12 protein-coding genes, 1 pseudogene and 2 riboswitches are annotated in these 15,010 nt (G+C 39.8%); of the genes and pseudogenes, 10 read left to right on the top strand and 3 right to left on the bottom strand.

Annotation, left to right across the window (positions count from 1 at the left end):
- Positions 1 to 90: 90 nt before the first annotated feature.
- Positions 91 to 1,134, bottom strand: a complete 1,044-nt coding sequence (locus tag KFZ58_RS18595) for a C45 family autoproteolytic acyltransferase/hydrolase (RefSeq protein WP_235792774.1) — start codon at positions 1,132 to 1,134, stop codon at positions 91 to 93.
- Positions 1,135 to 1,585: 451 nt separating this feature from the next.
- On the opposite strand from KFZ58_RS18595, the gene KFZ58_RS18590 reads away from it, so the two are divergent.
- Both KFZ58_RS18590 and KFZ58_RS18585 read left to right on the top strand, forming a co-directional pair.
- Positions 1,586 to 1,861, top strand: coding sequence for a phospholipase (locus tag KFZ58_RS18590; protein WP_235794780.1), 276 nt, complete (start codon positions 1,586 to 1,588; stop codon positions 1,859 to 1,861).
- A 264-nt stretch (positions 1,862 to 2,125) separates the two neighbouring features.
- On the top strand, positions 2,126 to 2,890 hold the full coding sequence (locus KFZ58_RS18585) for a DUF975 family protein (protein ID WP_235792773.1): 765 nt from the start codon (positions 2,126 to 2,128) through the stop codon (positions 2,888 to 2,890).
- 153 nt (positions 2,891 to 3,043) lie between these two features.
- On the opposite strand, the gene KFZ58_RS18580 is transcribed toward KFZ58_RS18585, so the two are convergent.
- Positions 3,044 to 3,271, bottom strand: a complete 228-nt coding sequence (locus KFZ58_RS18580) for a heavy-metal-associated domain-containing protein (RefSeq protein ID WP_235792772.1) — start codon at positions 3,269 to 3,271, stop codon at positions 3,044 to 3,046.
- Between the two features lie 246 nt (positions 3,272 to 3,517).
- Here KFZ58_RS18580 and KFZ58_RS18575 point away from each other — a divergent pair, with 246 nt between their 5' ends.
- The 5 genes and pseudogenes from KFZ58_RS18575 (at position 3,518) to yhbH (ending at position 10,874) form a co-directional block, all read left to right on the top strand.
- Positions 3,518 to 4,792, top strand: a complete 1,275-nt coding sequence (locus KFZ58_RS18575; protein WP_235792771.1) for an MFS transporter — start codon at positions 3,518 to 3,520, stop codon at positions 4,790 to 4,792.
- 88 nt (positions 4,793 to 4,880) lie between these two features.
- Positions 4,881 to 4,959: riboswitch (ZMP/ZTP riboswitch) on the top strand.
- Between the two features lie 123 nt (positions 4,960 to 5,082).
- Positions 5,083 to 5,163: riboswitch (glycine riboswitch) on the top strand.
- A gap of 101 nt (positions 5,164 to 5,264) precedes the next feature.
- Positions 5,265 to 6,346 (top strand): annotated as a pseudogene (gene serC, locus KFZ58_RS18570) (3-phosphoserine/phosphohydroxythreonine transaminase).
- A 15-nt stretch (positions 6,347 to 6,361) separates the two neighbouring features.
- Positions 6,362 to 7,561: a phosphoglycerate dehydrogenase gene (locus tag KFZ58_RS18565; protein ID WP_235792770.1), complete on the top strand. Its 1,200-nt coding sequence runs from the start codon at positions 6,362 to 6,364 to the stop codon at positions 7,559 to 7,561.
- A gap of 89 nt (positions 7,562 to 7,650) precedes the next feature.
- The gene (locus tag KFZ58_RS18560) at positions 7,651 to 9,564 is read left to right on the top strand and encodes a PrkA family serine protein kinase (RefSeq protein WP_235792769.1); all 1,914 of its coding nucleotides are present in this window, start codon (positions 7,651 to 7,653) and stop codon (positions 9,562 to 9,564) included.
- 152 nt (positions 9,565 to 9,716) lie between these two features.
- Positions 9,717 to 10,874, top strand: coding sequence for a sporulation protein YhbH (gene yhbH, locus KFZ58_RS18555; protein ID WP_235792768.1), 1,158 nt, complete (start codon positions 9,717 to 9,719; stop codon positions 10,872 to 10,874).
- Positions 10,875 to 10,933: 59 nt separating this feature from the next.
- Here yhbH and ymzB read toward each other — a convergent pair whose 3' ends face one another.
- Entirely contained in the window at positions 10,934 to 11,293 is a 360-nt protein-coding gene (gene ymzB, locus KFZ58_RS18550; RefSeq protein ID WP_235792767.1) for a protein YmzB, read from the bottom strand.
- Positions 11,294 to 11,495: 202 nt separating this feature from the next.
- Between ymzB and KFZ58_RS18545 the strand changes: the two genes are divergently transcribed.
- The 3 genes from KFZ58_RS18545 to KFZ58_RS18535 all read left to right on the top strand — a co-directional run bounded on the left by KFZ58_RS18545 (position 11,496) and on the right by KFZ58_RS18535 (position 14,959).
- The gene (locus tag KFZ58_RS18545) at positions 11,496 to 12,908 is read left to right on the top strand and encodes a SpoVR family protein (protein ID WP_370642344.1); all 1,413 of its coding nucleotides are present in this window, start codon (positions 11,496 to 11,498) and stop codon (positions 12,906 to 12,908) included.
- A gap of 235 nt (positions 12,909 to 13,143) precedes the next feature.
- Positions 13,144 to 13,752, top strand: coding sequence for a YpjP family protein (locus tag KFZ58_RS18540; protein WP_235792765.1), 609 nt, complete (start codon positions 13,144 to 13,146; stop codon positions 13,750 to 13,752).
- Positions 13,753 to 13,807: 55 nt separating this feature from the next.
- Positions 13,808 to 14,959: a DUF6688 domain-containing protein gene (locus tag KFZ58_RS18535; protein WP_235792764.1), complete on the top strand. Its 1,152-nt coding sequence runs from the start codon at positions 13,808 to 13,810 to the stop codon at positions 14,957 to 14,959.
- Positions 14,960 to 15,010: the final 51 nt, after the last annotated feature.

Below are 15,010 nucleotides of genomic sequence, written 5' to 3'. Positions count from 1 at the left end.
GAATAAACTGCTCCCTGCGCTTGTCGAGACGCCCTGAACGCGGAATAAACTGCTACATAGACTGAACGGAACGCTCTGTAAATATTATGTCTATTCCATATTCACAAACGGCGCTGGATAATCAAGTTCGCCTTTGATCCGTTTGACGTTAACATTGGCACCCTGAAGCCACTTGGAAAAGTCGAAAATTACCGGTTCTCGATCTGGACCGATTACAAACCATGCTTTCCTTTCTTTTGGAAAGTAAGTTGACGTGTGAATCGTCCCGGCTGCTGCATCGTATTTATTTGAAAATACGCCGTAATCAGGATCGTTCATCACTTTGAAAGCTTCATAAGGGTTCGTAGCATGCTGTTGTTGATATTGTATGGTTTGTTCCCGGTGACGTGTTTCATCCTGGCGGTAACGATTTTCTTCGTCTAGCAAATGAAAATGGTTCGTACATACATTGGATTTCCGTACTTCGACTTGTCTTGGTGAAGCTTCCACTACATAGGACTGGCCAGTGGGATCTAAAAGAACATAACTAAAAGAATGTCTGTGTGGAATTTCTTTAAGTAAGGAAATTGCTTCACTCGTGCTGCTGCAAGTCTCTAAAATGAGGCGGCCAATCATATTGCACAGAAAACCATCTCCTGATTTTTTGCTATGCGTGAAATTATACCCCATCACAAGGCCTTTTTCGTTCATTCCATCAATTCGCCCAGTGATTTGCATAGACGGTCCGATAAATGCATAACCTTGGTCTGTCGGCTCATATAGCATATAACGTCCTTCATACCCTTTAGGATGACTATCGTAATTACGGACCATGAATTTAGAATCGGCAAAAATGGAACATCCGCTTCGGGTATATTCCAGATAATAACCGCCAAATAAACGAAACGCATCGTCCATATCCATACGAAGCGCATCAGCAAGTCCACGGATTTCATTCAGTATGGCTGGGGCAAATTCTGTCATGAGCCCCTTATATTTCTCGGGATCGATTAAAAAGTGTCGATCTTTCTTTGAACCCCATTGTTTTTCACGATTAGGTAAAATAGGCGAATCTCTGAGAAGTTCACCTTGAAAATAACCAAACTCATAATGGGAGCCTCGATATTGAATAACATCACTGTAAAATTGTTTCATTCTATTCTCCTCTTTTGAATTCCCTACTGTCAGTGTACAGTATCTTACTGCTTAAATAAATTAATTTTGTTTGCTGGTATATCATTGGTTTCTTAGTGCGAATAGCGGCTATAAGCTAGTGAGGGTCCTTGCGACACTCTGTGCGCGGAACGAACAACCGCCAACGCGGAACAAGCAGCCCTGACCGCGGGATGAGGTGCTCTCTGCGCGGAAGGAGATGCTGTGAGCGCTGGAAGAAAAGCCGTGTACGCTGGATTCTACGCCCTGACCGCGGAACAAAATAATCTAATCATTTAATCGTATGTGCCAATTCGATCAGTGAACAATCTTAAATCCTCAATTTCCTTCCAAAACATAGGGACCCCATACAGGCTATTCCTTACCTCATCGCATATCCTATCTATAACAGAAGCGGTTTTAGGAGGTGTTTTCATTGCGGCGGGAACGAGAAATGAGGCGACCAGGATTTTGCTTCCCTAGAGGATATAGATGGTGTGGCCCAGGGTGTAGTGGGCCTGGGGAGCCAATTAATGATGTGGATGCAGCTTGTAAGGCACATGACGAATGCTACCGAAAATATGGTGATCCTTGTAGATGTGATCGTGAATTTATGAGAATCCTTAAATCTAAAATGGATCCGACAACAGAAAAAGGAAGACATGCGCGATCTTTATATAATCTTATGAGGGTAAAAAATGCCTTCACTTGTGGGTTTAGACGTATATAAGTATGCATTCAGCGACTTTCTGTATAACTTACATTTTTTACGATAATAGCACCCAAAATAAGGGTGCCTTATTATTTATCTTTTCCTCCTCACTGCAGCTAAGGCTATTCCTTTCCAGCTACTTCCATTTGCTGCAGAGTGACCTTTTTCACTTAGTTCTTCAACCAGCTGCGTTAAGGCTCTTCATTTCTTAGAAATTACATTGCCCTTAATTCAACTTTGCAGTAAAATTACAATTACGTAATTTTTAAGGAGAATTATATTATGATTGGTACTGCTTATAAAGATGCTTTTGATATACTTAACAGAAACTGGCTCAAAATTATTGGCATGATTCTATTAATCTATCTTATTAAATTATTAATAGGGACGCTTCCTATTCAAGGATCGATCAGTATCAGGTTTGATCCCGCGTCTGTGGCGACTTCGGAGTCATTAAAAACATTAGCGGTAAGGGCATTTATTAACAGCATTCTATTTTTTATTATGATTCACTACATAACCCTTACAAATCAAACGATGCGCGGGAGGTTGCTGACTGCGATTACCTATCCGTTTAAGAATCCGCGTCTGTTGTATAAAGGGGTGATTGTTCTATTTTTAACGAATTTCATTCTGTATTTTTTCTGGATGTTGTTGTTATACACAGCTTTCGGTGGACTCATTATATCTGCTACTGGAATTAACATAAGATCCAGTATAGCGATTTTAGTAATAATTCTTGTATATGTGCTGTTTTTCTGGCTATATTTAGGTATTTCGCAGGCTCTGTATCTTCTTCATGATGATCCCAAGTTAAATACATTCCGGAGTATCAGAAGAAGCTTTTCCCTTATGAAAGGGTATAGATGGCCGTTATCAGGACTTCTTGTTTTATCAGGACTGGGATTAATTATAGGCATCCTATTATTTATGATTGGCGCAATTTTTGCCTTGGTGTTATATGAATTAGTTCGATTGGCATTTTACCAGGAACTACTAAGGAAAAAAAGACAGCAGGAATGGCGGGATAAGGTCGCGAGAGAATAAGGTGACAGATTCATACGAATGTATCTATCATCTTTTACCTGATGCTTCCCAGCTTTTTCTTTCGTTTCATAGCTAATACAATTAAGAAAAAATCCCTTTAACATGAGCAAGGAATGCCCATACCAATGGGATTTATTCCAAAATACTAATTCATTATCTGTGATTTTCGCTCGTCTTCGCCTCAAATCCAACTTCATTAATTTCATGGATGATATCGGAAATTCCTATCAAATTTTTATCGAATTTTACATGACCTTTCTCGGTTTTATAATCAACGCTGATGTTACTTACGCCATTCATTTTACTAATCGCTTTCTCAACTTTTGAAGGACAATTAACGCAATGCATACCTTTCACATCTAAGTAAGCTGTTTCACTCATGGTAGTCACCACCTTCAACAATTATTATTCTAGCTTATTGTAGATGGAGCTAATTTAGAACAAACGAGCAGTGTTTAGTCATTACATTTTCACGAACAGGTTTCGACGCCCTTTTGAAGGCAGAAAAAGTAAGCACCCTCTTTATAAAGTAATTATTTTATTATTATTAATTTTTCTTAACACACCCATAATCAACGATTTGCTATTGTATACTAAATAATAGGACAATAGGGGGAGGGGAATGATGTGGGCAAGTTAAGTAAAGAAGAAAGAAGTTGGATGATGTACGATTGGGGGAATTCAGCCTATTCTATTATCATTACGACAGCTATTTTTCCTATATTTTTTAGGTCTGTAGCGGACAATGCAGGCGTTGCTTCAGCAGATTCAACGGCATATTTAGGGTATACGATTTCCATTGCGACGTTTATTTTGGCGATGTTAGCTCCCGTACTTGGAACAATTGCTGACTATCGGGGAATGAAGAAAAAGTTCTTCCTGTTCTTCTTTCTCATGGGGACAATATCTATTGTTCTACTCGTTTTTGTACCAAATGATAATTGGTTGCTGCTTTTAATCATCTATACGCTAACTTCATTAGGTTTTCGTGGTGCGAATGTCTTTTATGACGCTTTTTTAGTTGATGTTTCCCCAAAGGAAAGGATGGATGATGTTTCAGCCAAGGGGTATGCTCTTGGGTACATTGGGAGTACCATCCCCTTTATTCTTAGTATCACCGTTATTCTTTTATCACAACTGGAAATACTTCCATTATCAACGACAGCTGCAAGTCGAATTGCATTTTTGATTACGACAGTATGGTGGTTTATTTTTGCTTTGCCCATGGTCAGACATGTACATCAGATTCACGCCATTGAACGCGAGCCTAAAATCGTGGTAAATAGTTTTAAACGTCTAGGTCGAACGTTTAAAGAAATTAAGAAATACCGCGCCGTTTTTATCTTTTTATTAGCATATTTCTTTTATATCGATGGTGTAGGAACGATTATATCCATGTCAACGGCTTATGGAACGGATTTGGGGCTAGGCGCAACAGATCTTTTAATCGCTTTGCTTGCTGTTCAAGTGGTGGCTGCTCCATTCGCTGTTTTATTTGGTAAGTTAGCAATCAAATTCGGTGCGAAAAAAATGCTGTATACCGGAATAGTCATCTATATTTTTGTTTGCAGCTATGCGATGTTTCTGGAAACGATTGCTGATTTCTGGATTTTGGCTATGCTTGTGGCGACTGCTCAAGGTGGAATTCAGGCACTTAGCCGTTCTTACTTTGCCAAACTTATTCCAAAAGAAAGGTCAAATGAGTTTTTTGGTTTCTACAATATATTCGGAAAATTCGCTGCCATTTTAGGTCCCTTTTTAGTTGGTGTGACGTCCCAGGTAACCGGTAATTCTTCATTTGGTGTTTTCAGCCTGATCATTCTATTTATCATCGGGTTTGTATTACTTATCTTTGTACCGGACGTTGAAAGGAAGGGTATCGCAAGGGATAAAACAGCCTAAAGGGATGATGATCTTTAAAAAACATCCATTATGGCTTGAAGATTACGGATTACTTTGTTACTATAATTATATTGAAAATTAACCAATAAAGGCCATGTGTAACTGGCGAACGCGGATAACCGCGAGGGAGCACATGGTATTAATAGTCGTTCGCCTGGGCAGAGGTAAGGGGATTTAAATTCCTCTTACCTCTTTGCGTTATGAGGGGGCGATGATTTTGAGAATTAAGCGCTATTTAAAATTTAAAATAGAATAAAAAGGCTATGATTGTTGTGGGTTACACTATAACAGGAGCAGCTTCTGGAGAGGATGCAAGAACATTGCAACGCCGACGGGTTCACAATCTCAGGCAAAAGGACAGAAGAATAACAAATGCGTTTTTGTTATATCTTTTGATGCTGATGAGATTGGAGCCTAGGAGCCCAGTCTCTTTTTTTATAGCCGTCAAGATAAAAATAAAGGATGTGATGATTTGAAAAGGGTGTTTAATTTTTCAGCGGGGCCATCGATGCTTCCGCTTCCAGTATTAGAGAAGGCTCAGGAAGAGTTAGTGAACTATAGAAATTCAGGAATGTCTGTCATGGAATTAAGTCATCGGTCAGATTTGTTTACGGAAATTATTACAGAAGCTGAACAGCTGCTACGCGAATTAATGAGTATTCCAAAAGAATATAAAGTGCTTTTCATTCAAGGAGGGGCTTCGCAGCAATTTGCAATGGTGCCGATGAATTTGCTGACTAAAAGTGGAAAGGCATATTACGTCAATACTGGTTCCTGGTCAAAGAAAGCGATCAAAGAGGCGCAGAAATTCGGCGATATTCGTGTTATCGCATCATCAGAAGAGGCTAATTTCACTTATATTCCTGATGTCAATTCAAGCATGATTGACAGGCAAGCAGATTATGTGCATATCACAACAAACAATACAATTGAAGGAACCGCCTACGCAGAGATTCCAGATACCGGTGATGTGCCACTTGTAGCAGATATGTCTTCCAACATATTATCAGAGGAAATGGATGTGTCAAAATTTGGCTTGATTTATGCTGGGGCACAGAAAAACATCGCGCCCGCTGGGTTAACGCTTGTTATCATTCGAGAAGATTTAATTGGCCATGCACCTGAAAATTGTCCGGCTATGCTTAATTATAAAACGCATAGTGATAGTGGCTCATTGTATAATACGCCGCCTACATACGGGATCTATATGGCCAAGCTCGTGTTTGAATGGTTGAAGGAACTTGGGGGCTCTGGGAAATGGAAAAAATAAACCGGAAAAAAGCGCAAATTTTATATGATGCGATTGAAGCTTCTTCTCTGTTTCAATCCCCAGTCCTAAAGAAGAGTCGTTCATTGATGAATATTCCTTTTGTTTCCGATTCCGCTGATTTAAATGCAACTTTTATCAAGGAAGCGCAAGCGAAGGGGCTTGAAACATTAAAAGGCCATCGTTCTGTTGGGGGCATGCGTGCTAGCATTTATAATGCGATGCCGGTAGAAGGTGTCGAGTCTTTGATTACATTTATGAGAGATTTTGAAAATAAACATAGGTAGAAAAGAGGAGAAAGAATGAGTACATTAACGCTAGACAAGGTGAAAACAATCAAAACGCTAAATCATATTGCAGACAGTGGACTTGACGTATTTAAAAAAGGTGATTATGTGATAGAAAATGAAAGTGACAATCCGGATGCGATTGTTGTTCGTAGTTTTAACATGCACGGGATGGATATCGATGAAAATGTTAAGGCAATTGCACGTGCTGGAGCTGGTGTGAATAATATCCCAGTCGATCAATGTACGGAAAGAGGAATTGTTGTTTTTAACACGCCTGGTGCGAATGCAAATGCTGTCAAAGAACTCGTGTTAACATCATTAATGGCATCATCACGTAATTTATTTTCCGGGATAGAATGGGTAAAGACATTACAAGGAGAAGGAGATCAAGTTCCTAACCTTGTAGAGGCAGGAAAGAAACAATTGGTAGGAAGTGAAATTAAGGGTAAGAAATTAGGTGTCATCGGGCTAGGTTCTGTTGGTGCACTTGTAGCAAATGATGCACTTAACCTGGATATGGATGTGATTGGATTTGATCCATTTATTTCTGTAAATACAGCCTGGGAGCTCTCCCGTAACGTCGAGCGCGCTATGTCGATGGAGGAGGTTTTTGCAGAGGCTGATTACATCACCGTACATGTTCCTTTAACAGATGATACAAGCAATATGCTCAACGCGGAAACGTTCAAATTAATGAAACCTGGCGTTCATATTTTAAATTTTTCCAGAGGTGGGCTTATCGATGAACAAGATATGACTGAGGCTTTAGAAAGTGGGCAGGTGGGAAGATATATTACCGATTTTCCGAATGAGAACGTGTTGAATATGAAAAATACGGTTCCCATTCCACATCTCGGTGCCTCCACCAAGGAATCGGAGGAAAACTGTGCGATTATGGCAACAAGACAGGTGAAGGAATTTCTTGAAACGGGAAATATCAAAAACGCGGTGAATTTCCCGGATGCTTCTATACCGTACACCGGAAAAAGCCGTGTGACAGCCTTTCATCACAATGTTCCAAACATGGTTGGGCAAATTACTACTGCAATATCGAACAACAACTTGAACATCGCGGATATGGTTAACAGAAGCCGTGGGGATTACGCGTATACGATGGTTGATATTGAAAATGAGGTGGATGATGCGATTGTTTCTAGTGTAGAGGAAGAAATGAATCGGATTCCGGATATTGTTGATGTAAGGGTTATATAAATTTTGCCTAAGCTCTAGCAGTGCCCTACTAAATGAAAACTAACCATCATTATAATCGCCCCTCCTGCATACGATATATAAATTGCGACATGGATGGAGGGAGTATTACGGATATTTTAAATAAAGTAAAAAATCACCGGGGAGAAGAGGAAAAGCTAAAGTGGGAAGGAACTTTCGCGGAATATTTGGATATTTTAAAGGAAATACCGGAAGTTGCCCAGACAGCCCATTCACGCGTTTATAATATGATTAGAAACTCTGGTTTAATTGAAAAAGATGGCAAAAAAATGTACAGCTTTTTCGGGGATGACATATTTGGGCTTGAAGAGGCGATTGAAAGGCTTGTGGAGGAGTACTTTCATCCCGCTGCAAAACGACTTGATGTTCGCAAACGAATTTTATTATTAATGGGTCCTGTCAGTGGTGGGAAATCGACGATTGTAACGATGCTGAAACGTGGTCTTGAGCAATTTTCCAGGACAGGTGAAGGTGCTGTTTATGCGATTAAAGGCTGTCCGATGCATGAGGATCCGCTTCATCTTATTCCACAGCATTTGCGTGAGGATTTTTTCGATGAATATGGTGTTCGGATTGAGGGTAGTTTGTCCCCACTCAATTCGATGCGGCTGGAACAGGAATATGGTGGTCGGATTGAAGATGTGAAGGTGGAACGTATTTTCCTTTCTGAGGACCGACGTGTTGGGATTGGAACTTTTACCCCATCAGATCCGAAGTCACAGGATATTGCCGATTTAACAGGAAGTATTGATTTTTCAACGATTGCTGAATATGGCTCTGAATCAGACCCGCGTGCTTATCGATTTGATGGTGAATTGAATAAGGCGAACCGTGGGATGATGGAGTTTCAGGAAATGCTGAAGTGTGATGAGAAGTTTCTCTGGCATCTCTTGTCCCTGACGCAGGAAGGTAATTTCAAGGCGGGCAGATTTGCACTCATTTCCGCCGATGAGCTAATCGTAGCACATACCAATGAGACAGAGTACCGCTCCTTCATTTCGAATAAAAAGAATGAGGCGCTTCACTCTCGGATTATTGTCATGCCGATTCCCTACAACCTTAGAGTGAGTGAGGAAGAACGCATTTATGAAAAAATGATCGGAGAAAGTGATATGGCCCATGTTCATATTGCCCCACATGCACTAAGGGTAGCGGCTATTTTCTCTATTTTGACGAGACTCGAGAATTCGAAAAAGCAAGGCATAGATAACGTCAAGAAAATGCGCCTATATGATGGGGAAAATATTGAAGAGTTTAACCAGATTGATATCGACGAATTACGGAATGAGTTCCCTGAGGAAGGCATGAATGGGATTGATCCGCGTTATGTAATCAACAGGATTTCATCGACCATTATTAGTAAGGACGTCCCTGCGATTAATGCCCTTGATGTGTTGCGTTCATTGAAAGATGGACTTGAGCAGCATCCATCGATTTCAGAGGAAGATAAGGAAAATTACATGAACTATATTTCCGTGGCACGAAAAGAATATGACGAAATTGCCAAGAAAGAAGTTCAAAAAGCGTTCGTGTACTCCTATGAAGAATCAGCGAAAACATTAATGGATAACTACCTTGATAACGTCGAGGCTTATTGTAATAAGAATAAGCTAAAAGATCCACTGACGGGTGAGGAAATGAATCCGGATGAGAAGCTAATGCGTTCGATTGAAGAGCAAATTGGGATCTCGGAAAATGCCAAAAAGTCCTTCAGAGAGGAAATACTCATTCGTATTTCTGCCTATGCGAGAAAGGGCAAGCGTTTTGACTATAATTCTCATGAGCGCCTGCGTGAAGCAATTCAGAGTAAATTGTTCGCTGACTTGAAAGATGTTGTTAAAATCACAACAACATCCAAGACACCGGATGAGTCTCAACTTAAGAAGGTTAATGAAGTGGTTGCCCGTTTAATTGATGAATATGGCTATAACTCCATTTCAGCGAATGAATTATTGCGCTATGTAGGGAGTTTGCTTAATCGGTAAAAAAAAAGTTAGTCCTGTTATTTGCATTTAAGAAACTTGGCTATCGCCATTAAGTATGGTGATAAGCCAAGTTTTTAATAATATCCGAAATTTTTGGCAATTCCTTTTTTGACTTCGCATAGGATAAAGAAAACAACAAAGGTGGGGATTCAATGCAGGAAGAAAGTAGAAATTTCGTTGTCTCCAAGGAAGACTGGTCCCTCCATCGTAAAGGTCATCAAGATCAGCAGCGACATAGTGATAAAGTGAAAGAAGCGATTAAAAATAACTTACCCGATTTAGTTAGTGAAGAAAATATTATCATGTCAAATGGCCGTGATGTTATTAAAATTCCAATCCGCTCATTAGATGAGTACAAGATACGGTATAACTATAATAAATCAAAACATGTCGGCCAGGGGGATGGAGATAGCGAAGTAGGCGATGTTGTTGCAAGGGGTCCGAATGAAGGACAGAGCGGATCCGGGGATGGAAAAGCTGGAGATCAACCTGGCGCTGATTATTATGAACAAGAAGTATCTTTAGCTGAGTTAGAGGAAATGTTATTTAAAGAATTGGAATTGCCGAACTTGCAGCAAAAAGAACAAGCGGAAATTACCACAGAAAAAATTGAATTTAATGATGTCCGTAAAAAAGGATTAATGGGTAACATTGATAAAAAACGCACAATACTAGGGGCCCTAAAACGAAATGCTACAGAGGGGGAAGCGAAAATTGCTCCCATTCATAATGACGATCTTCGTTTTAAAACATGGAATGATGTTGTAAAACCGGAATCAAAAGCGGTCGTGCTTGCGATGATGGATACGAGCGCATCCATGGGCAATTTTGAAAAATATATTGCACGGAGTTTCTTTTTCTGGATGACGAAATTTTTGCGTTCGAAATACGAATCGGTGGAAATAGATTTTATTGCACATCATACGGAAGCAAAAGTCGTATCCGAAGAAGCCTTTTTTTCAAAAGGAGAAAGCGGTGGAACAAGGTGCTCCTCCGCCTACCGCAAAGCAGTAGAGTTAATTGAGACAAAGTACAATCCGCGTCGTTATAATATTTATCCTTTTCATTTTTCAGATGGTGAGAATATAGCATCCGATAACAAGCTTTGTTTGGAACTTGTTGATCAAATTATGGATGTCTCCAGCATGTTTGGTTATGGTGAGGTGAATGGCTATAACCGGCCATCCACCCTAATGGGTGCATACAAAACAATCGAAAACCCCAAGTTTCGCCATTATATATTAAAACAAAACCAAGATGTTTATCATGCCATGAAAAGCTTCTTTCGGAAAGAAAAGGCAACCACCTAAATTCGACAAAAACCGGGGCGTGTCTGTCACTGCATTTCGAGGAGTGAGCAGTGACGGGATTATTGTTCCGGGGTTATGCTTTCAATTTTATATACCGCTCGATCTGTGCTAATTAAAAATTGCGCGCCGTCGAATTCATATAGGGAAGTGTCTTCAAGCGGAATTTCGTATGTTGGGGATGGAAGCGGCTGGAAGGTATTCGTTGTCGTTTCTATTTCCCCATTTCCATTCAATTCGAGCACATGCATTGGCTGATAATCATCGATTCTTCTGGTGTCTGTATCATAGGAAATGGCTTGTAATTCCATGTGTGTTTCGTCCAGGTCACCCATTTCATGTTTGGTAATTTTAATATCTCTTCCGTTCCACCGGCTTAAGTAGTGATTAAATTCTTCAATCGATAAAAATTGTGGATCCATCATAATCCCTCCTTTGTACCATTTAAACTTCCCACTTTCAGACGCACCCATACAACACATTCAAGCCAAACAAAATGGTAATATATAACACTGACAAAATCCGACAAAACTCGGGTGGTGACAGGCACTGTTCGGTTTATGTTCGGTTCAGGATTACTTCTTTGCTTCATAAGCTATAAAAAGGATGTTTGGAGGGATTTTATTGTCGGAGATAGAGGCGCTTGATTATGCGATTGATGAGATTACGGAAATTGCATCCGGGTTTGGGCTTGATTTTTATCCGATGCGTTATGAAATTTGTCCTGCAGATATTGTGTATACATTCGGCGCATATGGCATGCCAACTCGATTTACCCATTGGAGTTTTGGGAAACAGTTCCATAAAATGAAGCTGCATTATGATCTGGGCTTGAGTCAAATATATGAGCTTGTCATCAACTCAAATCCTTGTTATGCGTTTTTGCTTGATACGAATAGTCTTACCCAGAACAAACTGATTGTTGCCCATGTACTCGCACACTGTGATTTTTTCAAAAATAATATCCGCTTTTCCAATACAAGGCGTGACATGGTGGAGAGCATGACGGCGACCGCAGAACGAATAGCGAATTATGAGCAGATTCACGGAAAAGAAGAAGTGGAAAGATTTTTAGATGCTGTGCTGGCTATTCAGGAGCATATTGATCCATCGATTGTAAGGCCAGGACTCGCAAGTTACGAACTGGAGGAAGACGAAGAAGGCGAAGAGCCAACTAACGTCAAGACACCCTATGACGATTTATGGAATCTTGATCAAAACCCAGCAGATAAAAAGCCAAAAAAGAAAAAAAGTAAAAAGTTCCCTCCCAATCCGGAAAAAGATCTTTTACTATTTATCGAAGAGCATAGTCGCGAACTGGAGGACTGGCAGCGTGATATTTTGACAATGATGCGGGAGGAAATGCAGTATTTCTGGCCACAGCTGGAGACGAAAATCATGAATGAGGGCTGGGCATCATACTGGCATCAACGGATTTTAAGAGAAATGAATTTAACATCTGACGAAACCATTGAATTTGCAAAACTAAACGCCTCTGTTGTGCAGCCGTCCAAGCAACAGATCAATCCATATTATCTGGGATTAAAAATGTATGAAGACATTGAGGAGCGTTACAATAATCCCACGGAAGAAATGCGATTACGCGGTGTTGAACCAGGTTCAGGCAGGGAAAAAATGTTCGAAGCAAGGGAAATTGAATCAGACATTTCATTTATTCGAAATTACTTAACCAAAGACCTCGTGAAGCAGGAAGATATGTACCTTTTTGAAAAACAGGGCAGGGACTATGTCGTTTCAGATAAGGATTATGAAAATGTAAGGAACCAGCTTGTCTCGATGCGTGTGAATGGCGGTTTTCCATATATAACTGTCGAAAATGGCGACTACTCGCGCAACGGTGAGCTGTATTTGGTGCATAGCTATGAGGGAACAGAACTGGATCTGCATTATTTGGAAAATGTTCTCCCCTATCTATACCAACTGTGGGGACGTCCAGTGCATATGGAAACTGTCGTAGAGGATAAGCAGGTTGTTTATTTGTATGATGGGGAAAAGATGCATCGGCGATCTGTGTGATACAAAAGCAGGAGATATTTAATTATATCTTCTGCTTTTGTATGTCTTTTGAGAAAAGAAGAACCCGCACCTAGTGAATAATTTTTCTGGTTTTTAAGAAATAATAGTTAGCCAAGTTAGGCATTTCTATATAAAAACATTACCGTTTTGTAAAAAATTAAAAAAATTATAGACTTTACCCTTCAACATGTTAAAATAGAAGTATAGTAGTACATACAAGAAGGGATCATTTTTTATGAAACTGTGGATGCGGAAAATAGCGGTTGTGCTTATTACGATTATGACACTGGGGATGTATACCCCGCCAGCCCTGTTAACAACAGATGCTGAGGAAAATAAAGAATTTACAAATGCCGATGAGGGTTTGACAAATGGGGCGCTCAAAACCGAAGCGGTTGAAGAAATAGATGAGGAGCTCATGTCTCCTGAGCCTCTGGATGAAGATTATTTTATCCGTACCATGACAGAACAGGCAAAAGAGCAAACGCTTACGAAATTAGGTCCGAGAATTACAAACCAGGTCGAAGATGAATTTTATTCAATGATTTTACCTAAAATGGAAGAAGTTCTTGAAACAATCCTGGGAGAAGCTGGAGAGGACGCGCTTGCCTATTACGGTATTACCGAACAGCCTGCTGCAGGTGATGGGGAAAGAATCTTTAACATTTATGATTATAGCACGCAAAAAGATGTTGCTAAATTTCATGTACGCCGGGATAATCGACCATTAGAGGGGTATTGGTTTAATTTTCACTATCATTTAAATGATGATAAATTCGCGAAGCATCATGAAATTGGGGAAATTTACTGGGATAAAAATATGCCTCCAAAGTGGATGGCATAATGTGATAAGCGCCAGGGATCTGGTGCTTTTTTAGGTTAATTGTTGGAGGAAGAAAATGAGCATGATTCTTTTTATCATCATCTTATTCGTTTACATTCTTATTTATCCATTTCTAAAAATGATCAAAAGCTTCACTACGAATTCAAGGGAGAATCTATTCGTAAAGAAGACGGAGATATTGCACTTCTTTATCATTTATTTTCTTATTTTTATAGGTTTATGGGCCAACGGTTACGGCCTGGAGGATGGGGAGCCCTTGCGGTTTTATGAAGATACAGGTACTTTTCTGAATGGATATGCATCGCTTAATGGTGTGCATATTTCTACAGTACTTGTATTTTTAATCCTTGGTATTATTGCCTATTGGATGCTAAGTACACAAATCGAGAAACTTTCACCTATTTTGTATGTTGTGTGTAGCACCCTGCTTGTTTTAACAATTCTGTTTACAGTCGTTTATATTACACATACTGGGGTTACGCATTATACGGACGGCTTCTTCTTGACTGGATTTTCCATCATCTCTCTGCAAACAGGTTTTGCCGCGTTAAGTTTCTTGTATATCGCCAGACTGAAAGATGCATTGGATTACTTTTCGGCGCAGCAGGGAAGAGACATTACTCATGGAAGTAAGTTTATGGCGTTTCTCTATCGTATATTTTTTTTGTATAAAAAAATGCCCGTTTTGTGGGTTATCATTTCACTTCCGGTGCTTCTTATTATTCAATTTATTTTGGTTCTCTTTGGGCAACGTCCTGATAGCTTTATACGGGTTTTTCTGGAGACGAGCAGTTTTAACTATTCGAAAATACCTGCTCCTAAACCAGAGATGGTCGAAGGGGATGGCCATTATCTATGTACGGTTTCTGCAAGAGGACATAAAAAGTTGGTAAAGCCAGTTCGAGCTGGTGTCAGGCACGGCGATAGAATTGTTGTGAATCGCCAGTTACTAATCGCAAATGCATTTGAAAATATCCTAGAAGAATATACGCCAAACTGTCATAGGGTCATTCGAAATTTTTATGATACATATGGTTACCCAATTAGTAAGCACATCAAAACAAAAGGTGCCGCGGATATCGTATATCTTTTTATGAAACCGCTGGAATGGTTTTTCCTTTTTGTATTATATGCCGTTGATAAAAATCCTGAAAATAGAATTTGTGTGCAGTATAGTGGGTTGAGGGAGAGAAAGCCTGAGGACTAGATTAATTCAAATATTTCAACTTCTATGGTAAGATCAAGGTAGGTTATAAAT

The sequence above is a fragment of the Virgibacillus sp. NKC19-16 genome (genome assembly GCF_021560035.1).
Lineage (GTDB): Bacteria > Bacillota > Bacilli > Bacillales > Amphibacillaceae > Virgibacillus_L > Virgibacillus_L salidurans.
Note: the sequence above shows the minus strand (reverse complement) of the source record. Positions and strands in the feature narration are given on the sequence as shown.